The organism is Pseudomarimonas arenosa, from assembly GCF_014841215.1.
Classification (GTDB): Bacteria; Pseudomonadota; Gammaproteobacteria; order Xanthomonadales; family Xanthomonadaceae; genus Pseudomarimonas; species Pseudomarimonas arenosa.
In genome coordinates, this window is sequence record NZ_JACYTR010000070.1 from 1 (window position 1) to 23,446 (window position 23,446).

Here is a 23,446-nt window from a genome sequence, read left to right on the forward strand (position 1 = left end):
GCTACGCGGGACTGCGTCCCGATCTCGCCCAAGTGGGCCCACCACTTGGGCTCGTCGCGCCTTGCACTCGACGCAAAGTCCTCGGTGATCATCCGCGCCCCCTCATGAAATATCCGGGCTAGAAAGACGCGCAGGCCAGGGGTTCGCAGGCTGCTGAGACTCAGCAGCCTGTTGGACGCCCTGGTCAGTCCGAGAGGTCTGGCCATCGCGGCTATACTGCCGGCCTTTCCTGCAGGAGCCGGCGATGCCCTCGTTCGATATCGTTTCCGAAGTCGACAAGCACGAGTTGACCAATGCTGTCGATCAAGCCAATCGCGAACTCGGCAAGCGCTTTGATTTTCGCAATGTCGAGGCCAAGTTCGAGCTCGATGACTCGGTGATCAGCCAAACCGCGCCGAGCGACTTCCAGCTCAAGCAGATGGCCGAGATCCTGCACGCCCGACTGATTGCTCGCGGCATCGATGTGCGCTGCCTCGATGAAGGTGAAGTCGAAACCAATATCGCCGGCGCGCGGCAGAAGATCACCGTCAAGCAGGGCATCGAACAGGCCAGCGCCAAGAAGATCATTGCCGAGATCAAGGCAGCGAAACTCAAGGTGGAAGCCCAGATCAACGGCGAGAAGATCCGCGTCAGCGGCAAGAAGCGCGATGACCTGCAGGGCTGCATCGGCCTGCTGCGCGCCAGCAAGACGCTGGAGATACCCCTGCAGTTCGAGAATTTTCGCGATTGATAGCAGCAAACAATCTGCAGAAACAGAAACGGCGTGCATAGCACGCCGTTTCACTTTGGTTATCACTGACCGAAATCAGCCCTCGCTTGATTCCTCCACCAGGGCGGCCTCGGCGTCGGTGCTGAGCAGGGCGTTGAGGCGCTGCAGATCGTCGACCTTGATATCACCGGCCGAAGTCTTCAGGCGCAGGCCGTTGACCAGGAAGTTGTGCCGGGCCTGCGAGTAATCGCGCTGGGCCTGGAACAGCTGCTGCTGACTGAGCAGCACGTCGACGATGGTGCGAGTGCCGACTTCGAAGCCGGCTTCAGTGGCTTCCAGCGCACTGCGTGCCGACACCAGGGCCTGCTCGCGGGCAGCGATTTCGCTGATCCCGGCTTCCAGTGCGCGATAGGCATTGCGCACCGAACGGGTCACGGCACGACGATCCTGCTCGTACTGATCCTGCTGCGCATCGCGGTTGTAGATCGCCTGCCGCACACCGGCCTGGGTGGCGAAGCCGCTGAAGATCGGCACGCTCAGGGTCAGACCGATAGTGTTGCCCTGGCTGGCACCGCTGGTCGGAATGCTGAAGCCGAAATTGCTGGCGTCACCCCAGTTGTCGCTGTTGCTGCGACCGGCACTGAGACTCAAGGTCGGCAGATGCCCTGAGCGCGCGGTGGCGACATCATGACCGGCAGCCAGCAGTGCGAGTTCGCTGCTACGCAAGGACGGGCTGGCCTGCAGGGCCACATCGACCCACTTGCCGGCGTCCGCCGGCTGCGGCAGCTGCGGCTTGAAGGTGTCGCCCAGGCCGCGCAGATTTTCCATGTAGCGACCGGTGATCTCAGCCAGCACCTCGCGCTGATCGTCGAGCGAATTGGTGGCGGCGATGGCCGCGGCGCGCGAACCATCGTAGCGGGCGCGCGCCTCGTGCACATCGGTAATCGCGGTCAGCCCGACCTCGAAGCGCTGTTCGGCCTGATCCAGCTGGCGCTTGACCGCACGCTGTTCGGCGCGGGCGAAGGCCAGCGAATCGATCGCGGTCAGCACATTGAAGTAGGACTCCGTGACGCGCAGCATCAGGCCCTGCTGGGCGGCGTCGTAATCGGCCATCGAACGATCTGCGCGAGCCCGGCTGGCGCGCAGGCGGGTGTAGTCGGCGTGGTCGTAAATGCTCTGGCTGAGATTGATCGAATAGTTGCGCGCGCGACTGTCGGAGGAGCCGGAGGTCAGCCGCGGCACGAAGCTGCCATCATCCAGACGTTCCAGCGAACGCGAGCTCGAACTGCCATCGGTATCGGTGAGGCTGGCACTGCCGTTGATTTGCGGCAACAAGGCAGAGCGTGAAATCACCACGCCCTCGCGCGCGGCCAGGCTGAGCGCCTCGGCCGCCGCCAGCTGCGGATCGCTGGTGCGCGCCAGCTCGAATGCGTCCATCAGATCGGTCGCTCCGGCGTGGGCACTGAATGCGCTGGCCAGGGCCAATCCCAGGATCAGCTTGCGGGGCGAACAGCGGTGATTCGGCTTCATCTTGTTTTCCTTCATTGACAATCAGTGTGTTGAGTGCGCATCAGGTCGGGCCCGACGCCCACTCAGCATGTGGTTCCACTATCTTGCGCAAACCATCCCAACCTTGAGCGGCGCCGCACGGCAGACATCACTGACGCACAGGACGAGCGCTCGTTACAGCACGAAGCGGGGCTTCGGTTCCGCGCCTTTCAAATACGGCAGATCGGTTTCAAACAAGCTCTCTTCTCGCCAGTTCTTCTCATCCAGCCGGGTCAACAGCAAGGTCTCCATGGCCGGCGACTCACCGCGCACCAGAATCATTCGGCCGCCCACGCGTACCCATTTGCGGAACTGCTCTGGCACCTGATGCACGGCGCCACCGATCAACACCGCATCGAACTGCCGCGCCGGTTCAAAACCCAGCGCATCGGCCTGCTCAACGCGTGCATTGGTCATGCCCAGGCCCTCCAGACGACCGCGCGCACGATCGACGAAATCGCCGTGCTGGTCGATGCTCAGGACCGCACGCACGATGCGCGCCATGCAGGCGGTGAGAAATCCAGTACCGGTGCCGACTTCCAGCACTTCATCTTCCGGCTGCAGCTGCAGGGATTGCAGCAGGCGGCCCTCCATCACCGGTTTGAACATGAACTCGCCATGCTCCAGCGGCAGGGCCACATCGGTGAAGGCCAACTTGCGCTGGCGCGGAGCGACAAAGTCTTCGCGGCGAATCGTGCTCAAGGCATCGAGCACCAGCGGGTCGACCACCTCCCAGGGGCGGACCTGCTGTTCCACCATCGCATGTCTGGCTTGCTCGAAATCGATGTTCATTTACCTCTCCTGAGCCGGGACGGCCGCGCGCGCAAAGCGCGAATTTTAGCCTGGAAGCGCCGGACAGCGCGCGTTGCAGCGCCCGCGCCCGCCCAATTGCCCAGACCATCGTCGGCCAACCCGGTGTCGAGCGGGCAGGATCAGGCCGCAGGGCGGTCCACCCCGAGTGCCGGAAGTCATTCACTTTCGGAGAATATTCAGTTTCGGAGCGCCGTGCAGGCCGATCGTCACCCCCTCCACAGGCACATGTCCGGCCCAGCGCGCCAGCCCACACTGCGCCACGTCACCTCCAAACCAGGCAAGGAACCGCCATGCATCGACTGTCCTCACTCAGCGCCGCCCTTCTGCTGGTACTGTCCGGCTCGGCCGCCGCGCATGCATCGTCCTGCAGTGTCGAGAGCAACTACGACCTGAAACTTCGCCCCGATGCGCTGGAGCTCAGCGGCGAGCAGCAGGCCGATCGACGCCTCAAGATCAGCAACGGCCGACTGTGGGTCAACGGCGCGGAAATGGATCTCAGCCGCGGCGATCAACAGCGCCTGCGTGATATCGAACGGCATGCGAGGGTGGTGGCCGATCAGGCCAAGGATCTGGCCATCGATGCCGTCGCACTGGCCGGCACGGCCATTGCGCGGGTCGGCTCGGCGCTGGGCGGCAGCGATGGCGAAGCCCTGGTCAAGCGCATCGACGACATGCGCATCAAGCTCAGTGCACGCATTGAAGATCGCTTCGAGCAAGGCGAGTTCGACGACAAGTACATCGAGCAGGAAGTTGAAGCGATGGTCAGCGAGTTCGTGCCGGCCATCGCTGGCGAGGTGGCCGCCCTGGCCGTGAGCGCAGCGCTGAGTGGCGATGCCGCGGCGGCTGAGCGCTTTGAGCAACGAATGAAGAATTTCGAACGCGATATCGAACGCGAAATGGAAGCTCGCGGCAAGGCGCTGGAGAAGCAGGCCGAGGCCCTGTGCCCGGAGTTGCTCAAGATCGAAGCCCTGGACGAAGCGCTTGAGGTCCGTCTGGCCGACGGCTCAGCACTCGATCTGGTCAGCCTGAAGCACTGAACGGCGGGCCTGAGGCCCGCTGAACCGGCGATCGTCAGAGCAAGAGTTGCAGCAGACCGAGCACGCCGATGCTGGGTAGAGGGCGGCCGAATCAGGCGCTTCAAACGCCAGCTCACTGCCGCGGCAGCGCAGGACAAGCGGCGCTTCGGCCAAGCCGCTATGCTTGCGCCGACGCCACCGTTCTGCCGCCATGCGCAAGATCATCCATTGCGACCTCGACGCGTTCTATGCCTCGGTGGAACAGCGTGATCAGGAGGCGTTGCGCGGGCGGCCCGTAGTGGTGGCTTGGCGTGGTCCGCGCTCGGTGGTCTGCGCGGCTTCCTACGAAGCGCGCAAATTTGGCGTGCGCTCGGCGATGCCGGCCCTGCGCGCAGAGAAGCTCTGTCCGCAGGCGGTTTTCGTGCCTCCGGACTTCGGCCGCTATCGCGCAGCCTCGCAGCAAGTGCGGCAGATCTTCGCCCGCTATGCCAGCGCCGTCGAGCCCTTGTCGCTGGACGAAGCGTATCTGGATGTCACCGAGCCACTGCGTGATCTCGGCTCGGCCACCGCCATTGCCGAGCAGATCCGCCAGGAGATTCTGCAAGAGACCGGCCTGACTGCCTCGGCCGGCGTGGCGCCCAACAAGTTTCTGGCCAAGATTGCCTCGGACTGGCGCAAACCAAACGGCCTGTTCGTGATCAAGCCGCAGCAGGTCGAGGCATTTCTGCAAAGCCTGCCGGTGGGACGCATTCCCGGAGTCGGCAAGGTCACCGCACAGCGCATGAGCTCGCTGGGCATCGACACCGTCGGCCAGCTGCGGGAACAGCCGCTGGAGGCGCTGCGTGCCCAATTCGGCCGCTTCGGCCTGCGCCTGTACGAACTGGCGCGGGGCATCGATGAACACCCGGTGCAGAGCGAACGTCCAACCCAGTCGATTTCGGCCGAGGACACTTTTGAACGCGATGTTCCACTGCAGGCGCTGAGCGAAACGATCGAGCGACTGGCAGTTCGCGTGTGGCAGCAGCAGGCCAAGGAACCGCGCATCGGCCGCTCGGTAGTACTGAAGCTGAAGACCGCCGATTTCCGCCTGCTGACCCGCAGTATCACCCCCAGTCATCCGCCGGCCAGCCTCGATGAACTGCGCACCCTGGCACTGGATCTGCGCCAGCGGGTCGATCTGCCCGACGCGACCTTGTATCGCCTGGTCGGCGTAGGCCTGCACAACTTCGTCGACGGCAGCGCCGCCGAACTGCTGCAAGGCGAGTTATTTGGCTAGTGTTGTGCCGCTTGTGGTCGTCTTGTGCCGACCGGCGACCGGCGACCAGCGACCAGCGATGCAGGTTGGAACGCTTATCGGGATAACAAGGACAGCGGCGCGCCGTGTGGCTATGGCGGGCCAGGGCCCGCCCTACGTTTGAGTCGCATGCTAGGTATCGTCAGCTCGCCCTCCCCAATCACAGGCGAGCAAACGCTTCCCGGGTCAGATTGAGTGGCTCGCTTTCGGTACAGACCACATCGTCCTCGATTCGCACCCCGCCAAAGGGCAGCAAGTGCTCGACTACCTGCCAGTCGACCATCGAGGCGGCGGCGCTGGCCTTGAGCTTGGACAGCAGGGTCGGGATGAAGTAGATGCCGGGCTCGATGGTCACGGCCATGCCCGACGCCAGAGGACGGGTCAGGCGCAGGAAGGGATGGCCGTCGGGACGTTCAATGCGGCCGCCGTCTTCATCGCGCTGAAAGCCGGCGACATCGTGCACCTGCAGGCCGATCAAATGGCCCACGCCGTGTGGGAAGAAGGTGCTGGTCACGCGCTCGGCCACGGCCGCCTCAGCGCTGCCCTTCAGCACCCCGAGGTCCACTAGAACATCGGCTAGCTGACGATGCGTATCGAGGTGGATCTGGCGATAATCCTTGCCGTGGCGCACCTGCGAGGCGAGATCCTGCTGCACCCGATCCACCCCGGCAACCAGCTGCTCAAACAGCGCATGCCCGTTGCCATAGGTACGGGTGATATCGGCCGCATAGCCACTGACTTGCGCGCCGGCATCGATCAGGAAGGAGCGCGACTGGGTCGGCTTTTCGGCCTGCTGATACTGGTAGTGCAGCACTGCTGCATGCTCGTTCAACGCCACGATATTGCCGTAGGGCAGGTCGAGGTCGTTGTGCTGACAGGCAGCCAGATAGGCGCGATGGATATCGAGCTCGCTGGCGCCGGCGCGAAAGGCCTGTTCGGCGGCGCGATGGGCAGTCACCGCACGGGCACTGGCCTGAGCCATCAAGGCGATCTCGTACGGGGTCTTGTACGCGCGGTGAAAATGCAGGTAATTGATGACGCTGTCCGGGTTGTTCGGCACGACATTGGGCAAGGCCGCGTCGGGCTCGCCGAGGATCGCCGCGCGTGATGGGTCGGGCAGCAGCGCCTTGGCCTGCTCTGGTTGGTTGATCACCTGCACGTCGAGGTGTTCCACCCAGTAGCCACTGGGCGCCGCTGGCGGCAGGTGCCAGTAGTCATCGGGCTGAAAGTAGATCAGCCGCGGCGGCTGGCCGGGGGTGATGGCCAGCCAGCTCTCGGCGTGTTCGGTCAGCGGCACCCAGGCCTTGAAATGGGGATTGATGGCGAACGGATAGGGCCGATCATCGAGGAATTGATACTTGGTCTTGCCGGCGGCGATCAACAAGTGATCGTAGCCACCGCGCTGCAGGGCGACAGCCGCGCGCTGCTGCAACACCTCCAGGTGATCGCGGTACAAAGCGGACAGCGAGGCAGACGAAGGACTCATGGATAGCTCCGTAATCGACGATGGCTCCATGATCGCATGCCGGCAGCGATCAACCCGCCCCCTTGTTCGTTGGCGGCGACACCCGGTTCAGCTGCTGTGGCTGTCGTTGCCAACGCAGGCGCTGTTCCATGTCCCGAGTGATCCACAGCCGGTCGTCCTCGCTGAGCAACAGGGCGTAGCGAATCTGCATGTTAGCGAGCAAGGCGGCCATGCCCGCAGGACCGGCGATCAGCAACGCGGTCGATGCAGCATCGCCATGGGAAGGCGAATCGCTGATCACCACGGCCATCGCCATGCCCTGCACTGGCCGCGCCGTTCGCGGGTCGAGTACGTGGGCCCAGCGCCCACCCTGCGGGTTGTTGCGGTAGCGCCGATAGTTGCCGGATACGAACAGGCCTTCGCCTGATCGCAGTTCGGTATCGGCCAAGGCTTGCACGTGCTCGGCCTGCGGGTCCTCGATCGCCACTCGCCAGGAGCGGCCTTCGGCGCTGCCCAAGGCCAGTACATCACCGCCAAGGTTGAACAGCGCATGCTCGATGCCGTGCTGGCGCAGCAGGCGGGCGGCGCGCTGCAAAGCCACACCCTCGGCGATCGCGGCGAAATCCAGCTGCAACGCCGAGTTATGGCTGCCAAAGCGGCCACCATCGCGGTACAGATCGGTCAATCGCGGACGCAGCTCCAGCCAGGAGTGCAGGACAGCGTCTTCGGGCGCATCGCCAGCAATCGGAAAGGTTTCGGTGTGAAAGCCCCACAACTCGACCAAACCACCGACCGCCGGATCAAACAGACCATCGCTGGCGGTGTGCAGCGGCAAGGAGACTTCGATCAGTTCAACCAAGGACGCAGGAATCTCGCTGGTCTGCGAACGACTGAAGGCCTGATTGGCACGGGTCAGCGCACTGGGTTTCCAGGCGTGCCAGTCGCGTTCCAGCGTCGCCCAGTCAGTCTGTATGTCGGCAATCGCAGCGCTTGCCTGTTCGGCCGTAGCGGACCGAACGCGAAGTTCCACTGGCGTATGCCAGAGCTGCCAGCTGTAGTGACGACTTTCCAGCGCCGGCGCGCAGGCCGCCAGTAAGGCGCAAAGGAACATCAGCCCGAGACACTGGCCGCTCATGCCGGCGGAACTTTCAGCAACGACGATTTCAAGCTCAGACGAACTTGCCGCCCGGCTGAGCAATCCATTGCCGCAAACGATCGCCATCCTCAGGACCGAGGTCGATAAAGCGAAAGCCGGTCCAATAGATCGACGGCGGCCGGGTCAGGTCGCACCACAGTTGATGCGCGCCGACGGCCACCGTCCAGGTGACGCCCTGCGGCCCGGGCAGTTGGAACTGCAATTGATACAGGCCATCGTCACAGCCAGGGTGGCCGGTCACCAGCAGCATTCCGGTTTCGGAGATGTTGCCAATCCGCCCGACCACCTGCTCGGTCATGGTGTCGACCACTTCCACCACCTGCGGCACCTGACGCCGTTTCGATCGGCGGTACTCGGTCATGCCTGCGCTCCTTGCAGCTCTGCACCGTGTTCGTCGTGGCCGGAAAAGCTCTTCAATGCGCGCTTGATGGCAGTCCAGGCGCGGTCCACCAAGGAAATATTGCTATCGACGATCACCTTCGCCTTGCCGGCCACCACATCACGCGCCACGCTGGCCAGGGTGAATTCGCCGATCCGATGCCCACGATGATTGACGAACAGCGCGTGTCCGGTCATCGGGCTGAACCATGACATGCGGCGCCGACTGCGGCTGCCGTCTTCTTCCACAAATTCGAACCAGGTACCGAACGGCAGTCGCTTGAGATGCTCGAACTGATCTCGCTCGGCCGCACTCAGCTGCTGCACTTCGGCACGCGCCGTTGAGGCCACATCCTCGCCGAATCGGCTGCGCAGCTTGAGGCGGCTGGCCAGTTCGGTACGCGAGGCAGCGTCTGGCCCGACATCCTGGGCGGTGACCAACTGACTGGCGACTTCGGCGGCTTCCTTTTCGTGGTAGCCGACCTGCTTCAGTCCGGCCTCGACCTCTTCCCGCAATACATGCGGTTCCACCTGTGGCACCGGCAAATCGGCAGCACCGGCCTTGCGCGCCACGATATCGACCAGATGACTGGCGACCTCGACCTGATGCTTGACCTCATCCGATTCAGGCCCGTGGCGCAGCATGCTCAGCGCCAACACATCGGTCCAGCTTTGATTCAACAGATTGCTGGCAAAGCGCGGCAGCTGCCGATCCTGCATCAGCTGACCGATTTTCTCTTCGGCACTGACCCGGGCCAGTTCCAGGCGCTCCTTGCCCTTGGCCGCTTCCACGTGGCGCCGCTCGGCGACCTCGGCGCGCTTGACCTGCACCTGCAGATGTTGATGCAGGTCACCGAGCAGATTTTCCAGCAGGGCGTTGTCGCCCTTGTACTCGGAGACCACCTTGTTCACCACCACCCGCAGCCGCTCCAGCATGGCCTTGTCCTGCGGGTCTTCCGAGCTGAACCAGTCGGCCGTCTCGGCCACGGTGTTGAGCAGCTGCCGCCCGGGATGCTCGGGCTGGGTAAAGAAGCGCTTGTCGGCCAGCGCCACCCGCAGCAGAGGCACCTGTAGCTTGGTCAGCAAGCCGGCCGCCGGCGTGTGCGGTCGCACCTCGCGCATCAGGTGATCGAGCAACATGCCGACCAGCTCGACCGAATCATTGGCCTCCTGACTGAGCGCCACCGCCTTGCCGTCGGGCTGACCGGCGCGCAGCTGCATCATCAGGTCCTGCTTCAGATGATTGATCGTGCGGGTCACAGCCTTGCCGTCACGACTGGTCACCGAGGCTGGCAGATGCTGCATGCGGTCGAGCACGGCTTGCAGGTCTTCGGCTTTGGCGATCGGTCCCGTGGGCGCACTGGCACCGCGGCCGCTGAGCTTGCTGACCAGGGAACGTCGCCCGGCCAGTAGCTGCCGCAGACCATCAAACACCTGCGCATCGTCGGCCGCCTGTGGCGCCGGATCGCCCCAGGCCGCCGGTGAGGCACCGGGTGCCCGCGCGCCTTGACTGGCCTCACCGGCTGGCTGCGCCATCGGCTGACTGGGCATGCCGGGCCAGCGCGCGACCGGCGCCACACTCGGTGAGAAGCCCTGCAAAGGCGCAGCGGGTCGCCCCGGCATCGCTGCCGCTGGCGCCATTGTCGGCGCGGCTATCGGTGACGGTGCTTCGGCCGATGCAGGAGCGCCCTGATCGGCAGGTTCGGCCATCTCCGGCGGCGCTTGCTCTGGCCCACCTCGCCCCTGCGCCTGTGGCTTGGCACGGAATGGCAGATAGGTCAGATGCGGCAGGACGGTCTGCTGAATCAACTGTTGGTTGATCTTGTCGTAAGCCGGCCCCAGCAATTGCAGCACCTGCTTGTCGAACTGGCGCAACAAATGATGACGCGCCTCGTCTGACAGCTTCAGCTCCTTGCAGGATTCCGACAGCAGCCGGCACAGTTGGGTCGGGCCGATCGGCAGGTGCTCGGTGTCGTAGCCGGGCTTGCCGGCCAATACGCCAAAGCGCTGACCAAGCAGGAACAAGGGCATGGCGAAGCGCATATCGGCGCGACCGCCGATTTCGTGCAGCAGCACGCTCTCATCCATTTCGCCTTCGCCGACCAGACTGAGACCTTGAGCGAGGCCGCGCGGAGCGGCTTCGGCCTTGGCTTGATCGGGCTCACGCAAGCGGCTCAGAGAATGCTCGAGCTGGCGCAACAGCACGACACCTAACTGTTCGGTGCCGCGATGAATCTCTTTCTGAACTTCGAACAAGCGGCTCTGCACGGCGGAGCTGCGTGCCGCTTCGGCCAATCGGAACAGGTGCGACTCGACCTCCGCCACCGTACGCAAGGCACCCGGGCGCAACTCGTTGGCGAGTACCTGAAGGATGCCCTGCAGGATCGTTCGAACGCGACTGGGCAAAGCGGACGCGGCCACAGCATTCTGTGGTGTCTGGCGGGCGCCATTCGAGCCGGGCGCGGAGCCTTGCATGGGAACGCCTCGTTAGGTGCCGTGAACGCTGATTCTAAGCGCGCTTGAGCGCAGTGCCTAGCCAAATTGCTGAGCACACAGTGACTTTCACGCCACACTCACTGCACGAGCGTCAACGCTGCGTCAAAGTTGACCCGCAGCGGCGGTTTGGGCCTCAACCGGTCGTCGCTGTTGCTGAGGCGAGCGGCGGCGATACGCCACCCAGCTGTGAAAAATATCACAGCCGCGACGCACAGCGCGCCGCTCGGCGCGCTGTGCGCATGACCAGACATCAACGCGCGGCGCTGTCCCAGCGCAGATTCAACATCGCCGTTAGACCGGGCGCGTTGTATCCGCGGGCTAGCTCGTAGTCGACATCACCCAGGTTCTCCAGGCGCAGATCAACAGCAAGCGGCGCGCTGACCTGCCAGCGTGCGAACGCGCCGAACAGCACATAACCAGGCAGTTCACCACCGAACTCGGGGCGTGCTGCAACGGCATGCAGATCAAGACCAACCAGACCGCGAGCAAAGCTGCGTTGCGCACTGACATTGACCTTGCGCGGGGCACGGCGCAGCAGATCTGCCTCGCTGTCGCGATCAATGGCCTGTTGCCAGCCAAGATTGCCATCGAACTGCCACGCACCCCAGTGCCAGGCGCCCTCAAGCTCGGCGCCCTGCAGGCGCGCACGCGCGACATTGATCGCCTGGAAGGTATCGCCTCCGGAGAAGTCGATGAGATCGGTCAGCTCGCTGCGATAAAGCCGAAGTCGCAGCGCCGCCTGGGCGCTGAGCGCCACATCCACACCCAACTCGGTGCTACGGGATCGCTCTGGATCGAGCTCAGGGTTGCCGGCAAACAGGCCACCAAAGCCCGGCGACAACAGCTCATTCAGCGTCGGCGCGCGGAATCCCTGCCCCCAGTTGGCGAGCAGGCGAACATCCTCATCCAGCGTCCAGCCAAGCGCGACCTGGGCGGTGCTGGAACCGCCGTACTGGTCGTAATCGTCGTGGCGACCACTTAGCTCGTAGTTCAACGGCCCGATGTCGGCGCGCCAGGAGGCGAAGCCGGCCAGCTGCTCACGTTCGTCGCCGTAGTTCTCGCTGCCGGAGAAGGTATCGATTGAAACGCCCTCCTCGCTCAGCGCCGACAGCCCCCAAAGCAGACCGCCGTCGGCGAGATTCAGGCTGTGCTGCCAATCCAGCGCTTCGCGGCGAGTTTCGAAGCGGGAAAAGAAATCGGCGGTTTCCAGCTTGTCGCGCGCGCTGCTGGCGCGCAGCAGCCAGGACTGCTGCTCGCCGCCACGCAGGCTGACACTGGCATTGCTGTTGACGATATCCGAACGGCCGCGGTCAAACTCGACCAGACTGTGTGAGCGATTCGCCACGCCCTCGAGAGCCAGTGCAGTGAAGTCGTAGTCGAAGAAGCTGCTGATGCTGCGCTGCACCTGACCATCGTCGTCTGGATCGAAGGAAAAGCCGTCTTCGTTCTGCGAACTGAACCCGTCGATATCGAGATAACCCAGGCGCAATCCAATGCGACCGCGCTCGAATGCGTGGGTGTAACCAAGGTCAGCGCTGGCCGCGCCGTAACTGCCGACACCCAGCGAGCCCGATGCACCGCTGGAACGACGGGTGAAGATCTGGATCACACCGCCGATGGCATCACTACCGTACAGCGCCGCGCGCGGGCCACGCACCACCTCGATCCGCTCGATCTGCTCCAAGGCCAACGACTCGAAGGCAAACAGTCCGGCGGTGACCGAAGACGCACGCACCCCATCAATCAGCACCAACACCTGGTTTGACTTGGCACCACGCAAGAACAGGCTGGTCTGACCGCCGACACCACCGGTGCGGACGATATCGACGCCAGCCTGACGACGCAGCAGATCGACCAGATCAATGCTGCCGCCCAATTCGATGGCCTGGCGGTCGATCACGCTCACCGTGCTGAGACTGGCATCGATGTCGGTAGCCACCCGATGGGCGGTGACGTTCACCGTTGGCTGCAGGGCATCGGCCTGTACCGCGGCGCTGCCCAAGAGCAGCCCGATGACGGCCAGCGGCCGCTTGATCAACAACAACATAGGAAGTTCCTTTCGCTCACCCGCGTCAATGGCGCGTGCTTGAACGAGGAACGAGGAGCGAGACCGGACGGCGCACTCCACGCCGTCGCCCACCGCAACGCGCAGCCGCGCAGTCCACGGCGGACTGCGCACCCAAGGCCGGTCTCCGGGCTTGCAGGCTGTCCATCAAGGATGGACGGCGTCTGGCGCCTTCCCAGACCCGAAGGCCCAGTGGCATTACCAATCGCATAGCCTGTTTACCGTTGCGGGGGCAGCGTCGGAATTGCACCGACTTCCCGTACACCTCAAGCGGCGCGCAGTGTAGGGCGGGCCCTGGCCCGCCGCAAGCCGCCCCACCCCACCGTCTGATGCACGCCGGCCCGCCGCAAGCCGCCCCGCCCCACCGTCTGATGCACGCCGACCCGCCGCAAGCCGCCCCGCCCCACCGCCGGGTGCACGCCGACCCGCCGCCTGGTGCACGCCGACCGCTGATGCAAGGCGTTCAGCAGCGTGCGCGCCCTACTCACGCTCCAGGCACACCGACCCGCCCGCGTAGTCGGCCGCCACCTGCACCCGGATCGGCCGACAACACACGCTGCAATCCTCGCTGTACTCGACCGCCTCAGCTTGCGGCTCGATCCATAGCTCGATCGGCTCGCCGCACCAGGGGCAATGCATTGCTTCGCTATGCAGGGGCATCGGCAGCGTCCGGCGCCAACTCAACCCGGTTGCGGCCGCCGCGCTTGGCCCCGTAGAGCGCCTGATCGGCGCGCGCGATCAGCTGGTCGACCGACTCATCGGCCCGCGCCAGCGCAACGCCGGCGCTGAAGGTGACGCTGAACTCGCCGTCGCGACCGCGGTTGCGCTGTCGCTGAAAACTCAATCGCAGACGCTCCACCACCTGCTGTGCCGCAGCCAGCGGCGTATCCGGCAGCACCGCGATGAATTCCTCGCCGCCGTAGCGCCCAACCACGTCCATGCGGCGTCGACCATTGCGCAGCAGCCGCCCCAGATTGGCCAGCACTCGATCACCGACCAGGTGGCCGTAGCGATCGTTGACCTGCTTGAAATGATCGACATCGATCATCGCCACCGACAGCGGCCGTTGATTGCGCTCGCACAAGGCCATCAGCTCATCGAGCTGCATCTTCACCGTGGCATGGTTGTTCAGGCCGGTGAGCCCGTCGCGGGCCATCGCCATGCGTTGCACCCGCGCCCGTCGGGCGCGACCGCGCACCGCAGCGATCAACATGTCAGGGTCGATCGGTTTGGGAAAATAGGCATCGCTGCCAGCCAGCAAGGATTCGACTCGACTGCTCAGATTAGCGGTTCCGGACAGGATGATGATGCCGATTGGATCTCGCGGTGCGCGCTGGCGGATCACGGCCGCCACTTCGGTGCCCGAGGCCTGCGGCATCAGCAGATCGAGCAGCACCACCTCAGGATTGAAATCGGGCAGCACCTGCAGCAGTTCGCTGGGGTCGTTCAGCACCTCAACGCGCAAGCCGGCCTGACTCAGGATGGTGGCCGACAGCTCGGCCAGATCGACATCATCGTCGATGATCAATACTCGGTAGGGCTCGTCATCATCCTGGCCGATCAGTACGTCCAGGGTTTCCGCCAGCAGATGAAAATCCAGCGGCTTGGTGATGTAGCCACTGCCCCCGGCACGCAGCGCAGACAGTCGCGCCTCCCAATCGTCGTGCGCCGACATGAATAGCTGCGGGATGCGCTGCGACTGCAGCACCAGACTGTTGGCGGCAAACTCAGCGCCATGCAGGCGACCGTCGCCAAGCTCGATATCGATCAGAATCGCCGCCGGCGGATCCTGCTCAACAGCCTGTTCCAGCGCGGGCATATCAGCCAACAGTCGCACCGAGAAGCCGTGCGCAGCAAGCCGCTCGTGAATCACCGCGCCCAGCTCGAGGTCATCTTCGACCACATAGATCGGGGCCAGACTCGGATTGGCCGGCAGACTGGCGCCGGCTGCGGTCAGACCCTCCGAATCCTGACCCTGCTGCACCAGGCGCTCGAAGCGAGCGACCAGACTGCAAACCTCCTGCCACTCCGCCAGCGCCGGTGGCGGCAGCAGGGCGAGCAGGCGCAGTTGGGCAACCAGCGCCTGAGCCAATTCGCCCACCGCCAGATAGCCAAAGCTGGCAGCGCTGCCGGCGATGCCGTGCAGGCGCTGGCGCAATGTTTCCAGCCGACCGGCAGCGGCAGCGGTGCTCAATGGGTCTGAGTCGACCCAGGCATTGAGCTCAGCGACGGCATCATCCAATCGGGCCCGGTAGCGCTCGGCCAGTGCCTCGGGCTGTGGATTGTCGACTGCTTGGCTAGCGCTCATGCGCGGATCCGACCGGTGGCACTGTCACTAGCAAACTCGCTCGCGCGGCGCATTGCAAGCCAAAGGTTCACTCGGAAGGCAGGAACAGATCGAGAACATCATTGAGAAAGCGCGCGCCAAGCTCGGTGCAGCGCACCCGTCCCTGTTCGAGCAGCAGCCAATCACGGCTCACTGCGTGTTCCATCGGCTCGGCCAGCGCCGACCAAGGCAGACCGGTGCGCGCCTCGAACTGGGCAATTTCGAACCCGTTGTTCAGTCGCAGCGCATTCAGCATGAACTCAAAACCCAGTCGCTCGATCGCGATCAGCTCGTCGCCGCCCAGGCTTTCCGGTCGCCCGGCCGTGTCCAGGTAGGCAGCCGGGTGCTTGCGTTTCCAACGTCGCCGGATGGCCTGTTCGGCTGGCAAGGTCAGCTTGCCATGGGCGCCGGCACCGATGCCGAGGTAATCGCCGAACTGCCAGTAGTTGAGGTTGTGCTGACTTTGTCGACCCTCTCGGGCATAGGCCGACACTTCGTACTGGTCAAATCCTGCTGCCGCCAGCTGCGCCTGACAGTGTTCCTGCATGTCCCAGGCCAGATCATCCTCAGGGATGCCCGCTGGCGGGCGAGCGTGGAACAAGGTGTTAGGCTCCAGGGTCAGCTGATAATGGCTGATATGCGTCGGCTGCAAGGCCAGCGCCCGCTCAACATCACGTTCCGCCATGGGCAGATCCTGCTGCGGCAGGGCATACATCAGGTCGAGATTGATGTTGTCGAACCCGGCGTCCTGGGCCTGCTTCACCGCCCACTCAGCCTGAGTGCTGTCATGGATGCGCCCCAGGCGGGCCAGACATCCGTCGTCGAAGCTCTGCACGCCAAAGCTGATCCGATTGACTCCGGCCCGACGGTAGGCCTCGAAGCGATCGTATTCGGCCGTGCCGGGATTGGTTTCCAAGGTCACTTCCAGACCGGGCCGCAGGCGCAGGCGCGCCGCCACCCCATCGATGATGGCGCCGATCGACTGGGCAGAGAACAGTGAAGGCGTGCCGCCGCCAAAGAAGATGCTGCTGACCGGCCGGCCCCAGACCAGCGGCAGATCCTGCTCCAGGTCGCGCAGCAGGGCCGCGATGTACTCAGCTTCGGGCAGGGCGCCTTGTTGTCCATGCGAATTGAAGTCGCAGTACGGACATTTCTTCACGCACCAGGGAATATGGATGTAGAGCGCCAACGGCGGCAATTGCAGCATGAGGGCATTGTAAGCGAGCAGGGCGGCGCGGAACTCAAGCCAGCGCGCGCCGGTCTGCACAGACCATGACCGCCGCTCTCCCCTCATTCAACCCCTATGCTGCGTTGCGCCGCCTGCAGCGGCAGCAGTGGTGGCAGCGCTGCCGTCAGCAGCCAGCGCAGAGCCTGTTGCATGGCGCAGCCCTCACCGCGCTGTTGGCCCTGGTTCTGCCTCTGCTGCTACAGGGCGCGATCGCCTTGCGCCCAAGCCTGCAGCTGATCTGGCAGCGCTACCCGCTGATCGTGCTGAGCCTGTTGGCCGTGCTGGCCGCCGTTCAGCATGGACTGGCGCTGCGCCGTTGGCACAACACGACACGGCGCCACTGGCTGTGGCCGCAGCCCGTCGCTGCCGACACCCTGCGCCATGAGGCCAGGCGCTGCTTGCTGTGGCAGGGCAGCGCTCAAGCCCTGCTGATTCTGGCCCTGGCGACACTCAGCCAAGGACCCGGCCTGCTTTCCGCGCTGGTCCTGATCTTCCCGGCGGCCGCCCTGGCGGCCTGGATCGAACCCCGGCTGGATCGACTATCGCCCAGACGCCGGCGCGCTGCGGCACGACCAACACCTTTCGCCTTGCGCGGCCGCGGCAGCCTGTGGCGTTGGCAATGGCAGCAGCTGGGCAGCACGCTGGCGCCCGGACGACTGACGCCCTTGTGGCTGGTCTGGCTGCTGATGCCGCGCGGCCCGGCCATCCTGGCCCTGGTGGCGGCGTATCTGATGCTGCTGCTGGCCTTGCTTCAGGGCTGGCGGATCAGCCTGCAGCTGATTCCCAGCGCCGAGATCTGGCTGCGAAGTCAGCCGCTACCGGCGCGGCGTTGGCTGGTACAGCTGTGCCTGCTGCCCGGCGGCCTGCTACTCAGCGGTGCACTCGCCATCCTGCTGCCAGCCTGGATCAATCAGCAGCTGGCTGCGGCCCTGCTGGCACTGCCGGTAGTGCTTGGCTTTGCCTTGCTGCATCTGGCCTGCACCCTGGCCTGGCGCGACCAACCGGCGCGGATCGGCCGGCAGTTTGCCGTGCAGGCCCTGCTACTGGTCGCCTGCGTGCAAACCTTCCCTCCCCTGGTACCCGTACTGTGGCTGACGCAACTCGGCCTGCTCGGGCGCCGAGCATTGAGTGCCCGATGAATCGACTCGAGTCCCCACCTGTAGCGCTGCGTATCAGCGCCCTGCGCCTGGCTTACGGCGGTCGACCTGTGCTCGACAGCCTGGACTTTGAATTGCCGGCCGGCCAGGTTGCCGGACTGATCGGCCCCAACGGCGCCGGCAAGAGCAGCCTGATTCGCGCCATCGGCGGTGCGGCCGGCGGGATGCCCGGCGTGCAGATCAGCGGTCAGATCGAACTGGCCGGGCACTGTATCGAGCGGTCGCGCATCCAAGCCTTGGCCACCCTCGGCCTGGCCCTGCCGCCCGAGCAGCTGCCGACCATGCTCAGCGGGCGTCAGGCCCTGCAGCTATTGACCGATCTGCGACTGTCAGCCGAGCAAGGCCCGGCAGCGCTGCAGGAAAGCGAGTCGCTGGCCGGGCGCCTGGGACTCTGCCCCTGGCTGGACCAGCCGATCTACGGCTATTCACTGGGCACCCGGCAAAAACTGGCCATTGTGCTGGCCTTGCTGGGCGAGCCGCCCTTGCTCGTGCTGGACGAGGTTCTGAACGGGCTTGACCCGATGTCAGCCCTGGCTCTGAAGGACGAGCTGCGCGCCCGCGCCGATCGCGGCGCGGCGGTGCTGCTGGCCACCCACGGCCTGGAAGTGGCCGAACGCTTTCTCGACCGCTGCCTGCTGCTGCAGGATGGCCGCCTGCTGGCCGACTGGGATAGCGCCGCCTTGCGCCGCTTCCGCCAGCCCGGTCATGGCGGTCTGGAAAAAGCCGTGGTCGAGCGACTGCGGCAGGCGCGGCCGCTGTAGGAACTCGCCGGCCCACCTATACTGGCGGTTTTTGCAGGGGATTTGCCGTGGATGGTCTTGCCCGTTGGCGGGTCTGGTTCTGGATCCTGGTGATCCCGGTGGTGGTCAGCTCCTGCCTGTCGATGCACTTGCGCAATGCGGCGATCAGCGCCCAGGTGGAGCAGTGGGACGAACAGAGCAAGGCCGATGCCAGTGAACGCAAGCAGAGCCGCGATGAACGCCTGCGACAGAAGCGCACCGAGCAGGCAGCCCTGCAGCTGACCCGCGCCGAGCGCTGCGGCAAGGCGGCGCGTTCGATGTTGCCGGCGCCACCCAGCGGCCCCTTGTTGGTCATCGTCACCGAGCGCGCCTGCCCCAACTACGGCTGTAACCTGCTACGTGAGGCCGAACGCCAGGTCAGCGAATACAATCTGCACGGTCTGAGCGGTGTCTGGGTGCTCAGCAGCGCGGCCAGTGCGCAACTGGCCCAGGCCAACGCCCGCCCGGAATCGCGCGGTCTGCGTACAGTCGTGGCAGACACCTGCCAGGATCTGTTCGAAGACAGTCAGTTCAGCGAGGACTTTGTGCTGCTCGACCGAGATGGCGGCCTGCTGCACGCCGGCGCCATGCATCTGCGCCACCTGCCCGACTCCAAACCGCGCGCCATCTCCAGCGAACCAACCGAACGTCTGCGCAAGGCGCTGAAGGATCACCTGTAGGTCAACGCCCGGCTGCAATCGTATTCAGACCCTGACTGAGCCGGCGCTTTGTCGGCGCCAGCCGATACGGCAGCGTCTGTCACCCGCCCTGCGCTAGACTGAACGCCTTTTTCTACCCCGACGTCGGCCCAGAATCGGCGCGGGAAGGCTCACAGGGAGGCGCCATGAAGCCGCTGCAAGACATTCTCGATGCCGACAAGGATCCGGTCGAAACCCAGGAATGGATCGACGCACTCACCGCCGTGATCGAACGCGATGGCGCCGAGCGCGCTCATCAGCTGCTGGAACGAATGGTGGAGGTGTCGCGGCGAGCCGGTGCCCAGCTGCCGTTCCAGCCCACCACGGAGTACATCAATACGATTCCGCCGCATCTGGAAGAGAAGATGGGCGGCGATCAGACCCTGGAGTGGAAGATCCGCTCGCTGATCCGCTGGAATGCCATGGCCATGGTGGTGCGGGCCAACCGCAAGCCGGGCGAGCTGGGCGGCCACATCGCCAGCTTTGCCAGCTCGGCCACCCTGTACGACGTCGGCTTCAATCATGTCTGGCGCGCACCCAGCGCAGATCACCCCGGCGACCTGATCTGCTCACAGGGTCATAGCTCACCCGGCATCTATGCCCGCGCCTTTCTCGAAGGCCGGCTGACCGAAGATCAGATCGATCACTTCCGCATGGAAGTCGACGGCCGCGGCATTCCAAGCTATCCGCATCCGTGGCTGATGCCGGATTTCTGGCAGGCGCCGACGGTATCGATGGGTCTCGGGCCGATCAGTGCGATCTATCAGGCACGCTTCTTCAAGTACCTCGAACACCGCGAACTGCTGAAGAAATCCGATCGCAAGGTCTGGTGCTTCATGGGCGACGGCGAATGCGACGAGCCGGAAAGCCTGGGCGCGATTTCGCTGGCCGGCCGCGAACAGCTCGACAATCTTTGTTTCGTCATCAACTGCAACTTGCAACGCCTGGATGGCCCGGTGCGCGGCAATGGCAAGATCATCCAGGAGCTGGAAGGCGTGTTCCGTGGCGCCGGCTGGAATGTGATCAAGGTGGTCTGGGGCAGCTACTGGGATCCGCTTTTGGCGCGCGACAAGAGCGGCATGCTGCGCAAGCTGATGATGGAAACCGTCGACGGCGAATACCAGAACTGCAAGGCTTTCGGCGGCGCCTATACCCGTGAGCATTTCTTCGGCAAGTACCCGGAGACCGCTGAACTGGTCGCTTCACTGTCGGATGAGGACATCTACCGCCTGAACCGCGGCGGCCATGATCCGCACAAGGTCTACGCCGCCTATGCCGCAGCGATGGCCAAGAAGGGCCAACCGACGGTAATTCTGGCAAAGACGGTGAAAGGCTACGGCATGGGCTCGGCCGGCGAATCGCTGAATCCGACCCACCAGACCAAGAAACTCGATGATGCCGCAGTGCGCCATTTCCGCGATCGCTTCAACATTCCGGTCAGCGATGAACAATTGCCGAAGGTGCCGTTCTACCACCCCGGCCCGGACTCGCCGGAAGTGAAGTACATGAAGCAGCGTCGCGCTGAACTCGGCGGTTCACTGCCACAGCGTCGCGCCAAGGCCGATGAGAGCTTGCCGGTGCCGGAACTCAGCGTTTTCGAGCGCCTGCTGAAAGACACCGGCGAGCGTGAGATCAGCACCACCATGGCCTTCGTCCAGGCCCTTAACATGGTGTTGCGCGACAAGACCATCGGCCCGCGAGTGGTGCCAATCGTCGCCGACGAGGCACGTACCTTCGGCATGGAAGGCCTGTTCCGGCAAATCGGTATCTATGCCCCGTTCGGGCAGAAGTACAAGCCGGTCGATGCCGACCAGCTGATGTACTACCGCGAAGACGCAGCCGGCCAGGTGCTACAGGAAGGCATCACCGAGGCCGGCGCGTTCTCCAGCTGGTTGGCCGCGGCCACCAGCTATTCCACCAACAACCTGCCGATGCTGCCGTTCTTCATCTTCTACTCGATGTTCGGCTTCCAGCGCATCGGCGACTCGGCCTGGCAGGCCGCCGACATGCGCGCCCGCGGCTTCCTGCTCGGCGCCACCGCCGGCCGCACCACCCTGAATGGCGAAGGCCTGCAGCACGAAGACGGTCATTCGCATCTGCTGGCCGGCAGCATCCCGAACTGCAAGTCCTACGACCCCACCTTCGGCTATGAAGTCGCGGTGATCCTGCAGCACGGCATGAAGCGCATGCTGACCGAGCAGGTCGACGAGTACTACTACCTGACCTTGATGAACGAGAACTACAGCCACCCGGAGATGCCCAAGGGGGCCGAGGAAGGCATCATCAAGGGGATGTATCTGTTGCGGGATTCGGGATTCGGGATTCGGGATTCGGGCAAAGCAAAGGCGAAGAGCAAGAGCGCGAAGCCGTGCGTTCAGTTGATGGGCTCCGGTACCATTTTGCGCGAGGTGATTGCTGCGGCGGAACTGCTGGACAAGGATTTCGGCGTGGCGGCAGACATCTGGTCTTGCCCCTCGTTCAACGAACTGCGTCGCGATGGTTTTGACGCCGAACGCTGGAACCGTCTGCATCCGGAGGCCAAGCAAAAGAAGCAGGCCTATGTCAGCCAGTGCCTGGAGGGCCGCAGCGGCCCGGCGATCGCCGCCACCGACTACGTGCGCCAGTACGCCGACCAGATTCGCTCCTTCGTACCGATGCGCTACAGCGTGCTCGGCACCGACGGCTTCGGTCGCTCCGACACCCGGGCCAACCTGCGTCGCTTCTTTGAGGTCGATCGCTACTACATCGCCCACGCCGCGATCGCGGCCCTGGCCGAAGACGGCGTAATGAATGCCAAGGACGTGGCCCGCGCGATCAAGGAGTACAAGATCGATGTCGAGAAGGCCAATCCGTTGACGGTGTAGGCCCAGCTCCAGCGCCCATGCAAGGCCAAACTGGGCGAGTCAACCCAGCTTGGCCTAGTGCCTGGATCAGCGTCGGCCGCTGCCGGCGGTCAGCAGCTTGCCCAGATCAGCCTCGTAGGCGTCAATGGCGTGGGTGCGACGCAGGCGCGCGATCTGGCCGAGCACCGCATTGGCCTGGTCCAGACTGCCTTCCGGGCTGTCGGCCCGGATCTCCACCTTCAACTCGTCGAGCACACCGACGTGGGCAAACGGCGGGCGATAGGAGCAGGGATTGAGCTCGGTCACCGTCCAGCCCCAGTGGTTGACCCGATAGTTGATCGAGTATTGCAGGGCCTGTGCGCATTCGCTGTAAGTTGCGCCGTGCACCACGATGCCCTGGTCGGAGTCGAACCAGGCCGAGCCGTAGTAGCCGCCGCCAGTACCGGCCGGGGGCACGGCCAATGCGGATCCGGCAAGGGCCAGACTGAGGGCGGCGGTGAGAGCGGGAAGAATCTTGCGCATGACTGTCTCCAAGGAATGGCAGTAGAAATCCGCTGCGGTTGCGGCGGGTGCTGCCACGGTAGGTAGACGGTGCGGCAATTGGCAGGACGAACTGGGAACGGCCTGGGTCGATGCGGGATCTGACCTTGCCCAGCGCACCCGGGGCCCTCCACCCTGCCTCGCTCCAGCGTCCGCCGACATCCCGCAAGCCTCTGATTTGATTGCAAGGGTGTGGAGTTTTTCCCGGTTTTGACCGCGATTGCGCTGGACAGCCCGGCGCCTACTGCGCAGGATCGCGAGATCTGCTCCGGGAAACTCTCATGCTGACTCGCCTTATCCGTCTGCTCTGTGCCTGCCTGCTGAGCACGACCGCATATGCCCATAGCGAACTACCCAGCGCCGAATGGTGCGCTCAGGGCAGGCCGATCGAGGTCGCCAGCTTTCGCCTCGAAGAAGCTGCCATCCGCAGTCAGACCGACGCGGTCTGCGACAGCGAGGGCAAGGCCGCGGCCAAGACCTGCGGTCAGTTCGACGATGATTACAGCCGCACCATGAGCGCCGCCCGACGCTTCTGTGGCCAGTTTGCTGCGGCCCGACTTGATGGCGATTTCGGCAGCACCTCGCCCTTGATCAGCGGTCCGCGCAGCTTCCTCAGCGACACCCACCACCAGCGGTTTCGTTTGCGGATGGGCGTGGAGGGGATCTGTCTGCGCTGCGAGGCACTGGCTGCGCCGCCGGTGATGGCGCCGCGTGGGGACTAGCCCGGATATTTCATGAGGGGGCGCGGATGATCACCGAGGACTTTGCGTCGAGTGCAAGGCGCGACGAGCCCAAGTGGTGGCCCCACTTGAGCGAGATCGGGACGCAGTCCCGCGTAGCTGCGACAGCAGCCGACCGAGCGTAGCGAAGGCGCAGGCTACGAAGTAGCCGTTGCTGCGTAGCAGCCGACCGAGCGTAGCGAAGGCGCAGGCTAC

General features: G+C 64.5%; 19 protein-coding genes and 1 riboswitch. Of the genes, 8 read left to right on the forward strand and 11 right to left on the reverse strand.

Annotated elements, in window-relative coordinates:
* Window positions 1-244 precede the first annotated feature (244 nt).
* A complete protein-coding gene (locus tag IFO71_RS19195; protein ID WP_192031299.1) occupies window positions 245-730 on the forward strand; it encodes a YajQ family cyclic di-GMP-binding protein in 486 nt (161 codons plus the stop codon).
* Between the two features lie 75 nt (window positions 731-805).
* Here IFO71_RS19195 and IFO71_RS19200 read toward each other — a convergent pair whose 3' ends face one another.
* Both IFO71_RS19200 and IFO71_RS19205 read right to left on the reverse strand, forming a co-directional pair.
* The gene (locus tag IFO71_RS19200) at window positions 806-2,239 is read right to left on the reverse strand and encodes a TolC family outer membrane protein (protein ID WP_192031300.1); all 1,434 of its coding nucleotides are present in this window, start codon (window positions 2,237-2,239) and stop codon (window positions 806-808) included.
* 153 nt (window positions 2,240-2,392) lie between these two features.
* Window positions 2,393-3,049, reverse strand: coding sequence for a protein-L-isoaspartate O-methyltransferase family protein (locus IFO71_RS19205; RefSeq protein ID WP_192031301.1), 657 nt, complete (start codon window positions 3,047-3,049; stop codon window positions 2,393-2,395).
* A gap of 311 nt (window positions 3,050-3,360) precedes the next feature.
* Between IFO71_RS19205 and IFO71_RS19210 the strand changes: the two genes are divergently transcribed.
* Both IFO71_RS19210 and dinB read left to right on the forward strand, forming a co-directional pair.
* Window positions 3,361-4,107: a DUF2884 family protein gene (locus IFO71_RS19210; protein ID WP_192031302.1), complete on the forward strand. Its 747-nt coding sequence runs from the start codon at window positions 3,361-3,363 to the stop codon at window positions 4,105-4,107.
* Window positions 4,108-4,297: 190 nt separating this feature from the next.
* Window positions 4,298-5,362, forward strand: coding sequence for a DNA polymerase IV (dinB, locus tag IFO71_RS19215; RefSeq protein ID WP_192031303.1), 1,065 nt, complete (start codon window positions 4,298-4,300; stop codon window positions 5,360-5,362).
* 178 nt (window positions 5,363-5,540) lie between these two features.
* Here dinB and pepQ read toward each other — a convergent pair whose 3' ends face one another.
* The 8 genes from pepQ to hemW all read right to left on the reverse strand — a co-directional run bounded on the left by pepQ (window position 5,541) and on the right by hemW (window position 16,473).
* Window positions 5,541-6,866 (reverse strand): Xaa-Pro dipeptidase, encoded by a 1,326-nt coding sequence (pepQ, locus tag IFO71_RS19220; protein WP_192031304.1) that lies wholly within the window; start codon window positions 6,864-6,866, stop codon window positions 5,541-5,543.
* A gap of 49 nt (window positions 6,867-6,915) precedes the next feature.
* Window positions 6,916-7,980 (reverse strand): FAD:protein FMN transferase, encoded by a 1,065-nt coding sequence (locus IFO71_RS19225; RefSeq protein WP_192031305.1) that lies wholly within the window; start codon window positions 7,978-7,980, stop codon window positions 6,916-6,918.
* Window positions 7,981-8,014: 34 nt separating this feature from the next.
* Window positions 8,015-8,362, reverse strand: coding sequence for a PilZ domain-containing protein (locus IFO71_RS19230; protein ID WP_192031306.1), 348 nt, complete (start codon window positions 8,360-8,362; stop codon window positions 8,015-8,017).
* Window positions 8,359-10,854 carry a DUF1631 family protein gene (locus IFO71_RS19235; RefSeq protein WP_192031307.1) on the reverse strand — a complete coding sequence of 832 codons (2,496 nt, stop codon included), beginning with the start codon at window positions 10,852-10,854 and terminating at the stop codon, window positions 8,359-8,361. The genes IFO71_RS19230 and IFO71_RS19235 overlap by 4 nt, the downstream gene beginning before the upstream one ends.
* A gap of 271 nt (window positions 10,855-11,125) precedes the next feature.
* Entirely contained in the window at window positions 11,126-12,922 is a 1,797-nt protein-coding gene (locus IFO71_RS19240; protein WP_192031308.1) for a TonB-dependent receptor domain-containing protein, read from the reverse strand.
* Between the two features lie 119 nt (window positions 12,923-13,041).
* A riboswitch (cobalamin riboswitch) is annotated at window positions 13,042-13,224 on the reverse strand.
* 196 nt (window positions 13,225-13,420) lie between these two features.
* Complete coding sequence (locus tag IFO71_RS19245) at window positions 13,421-13,600, reverse strand: zinc ribbon domain-containing protein (RefSeq protein WP_192031309.1); 180 nt, start codon at window positions 13,598-13,600, stop codon at window positions 13,421-13,423.
* A complete protein-coding gene (locus tag IFO71_RS19250; RefSeq protein WP_192031310.1) occupies window positions 13,587-15,248 on the reverse strand; it encodes a diguanylate cyclase in 1,662 nt (553 codons plus the stop codon). The genes IFO71_RS19245 and IFO71_RS19250 overlap by 14 nt, the downstream gene beginning before the upstream one ends.
* Before the next feature lie 67 nt (window positions 15,249-15,315).
* Window positions 15,316-16,473, reverse strand: coding sequence for a radical SAM family heme chaperone HemW (gene hemW, locus IFO71_RS19255; RefSeq protein ID WP_192031317.1), 1,158 nt, complete (start codon window positions 16,471-16,473; stop codon window positions 15,316-15,318).
* A 65-nt stretch (window positions 16,474-16,538) separates the two neighbouring features.
* Here hemW and IFO71_RS19260 point away from each other — a divergent pair, with 65 nt between their 5' ends.
* From IFO71_RS19260 to aceE, 4 genes are all read left to right on the forward strand, one after another.
* Window positions 16,539-17,633: a hypothetical protein gene (locus IFO71_RS19260; RefSeq protein ID WP_192031311.1), complete on the forward strand. Its 1,095-nt coding sequence runs from the start codon at window positions 16,539-16,541 to the stop codon at window positions 17,631-17,633.
* The gene (locus IFO71_RS19265) at window positions 17,630-18,412 is read left to right on the forward strand and encodes an ATP-binding cassette domain-containing protein (protein ID WP_192031312.1); all 783 of its coding nucleotides are present in this window, start codon (window positions 17,630-17,632) and stop codon (window positions 18,410-18,412) included. The genes IFO71_RS19260 and IFO71_RS19265 overlap by 4 nt, the downstream gene beginning before the upstream one ends.
* A gap of 47 nt (window positions 18,413-18,459) precedes the next feature.
* Window positions 18,460-19,110, forward strand: coding sequence for a hypothetical protein (locus IFO71_RS19270; RefSeq protein ID WP_192031313.1), 651 nt, complete (start codon window positions 18,460-18,462; stop codon window positions 19,108-19,110).
* A 164-nt stretch (window positions 19,111-19,274) separates the two neighbouring features.
* Window positions 19,275-21,992 carry a pyruvate dehydrogenase (acetyl-transferring), homodimeric type gene (gene aceE / locus IFO71_RS19275; protein WP_192031314.1) on the forward strand — a complete coding sequence of 906 codons (2,718 nt, stop codon included), beginning with the start codon at window positions 19,275-19,277 and terminating at the stop codon, window positions 21,990-21,992.
* Between the two features lie 66 nt (window positions 21,993-22,058).
* Here aceE and IFO71_RS19280 read toward each other — a convergent pair whose 3' ends face one another.
* Entirely contained in the window at window positions 22,059-22,493 is a 435-nt protein-coding gene (locus tag IFO71_RS19280; protein WP_192031315.1) for a hypothetical protein, read from the reverse strand.
* Window positions 22,494-22,792: 299 nt separating this feature from the next.
* Here IFO71_RS19280 and IFO71_RS19285 point away from each other — a divergent pair, with 299 nt between their 5' ends.
* Window positions 22,793-23,233, forward strand: a complete 441-nt coding sequence (locus tag IFO71_RS19285) for a hypothetical protein (protein ID WP_192031316.1) — start codon at window positions 22,793-22,795, stop codon at window positions 23,231-23,233.
* Window positions 23,234-23,446 lie beyond the last annotated feature (213 nt).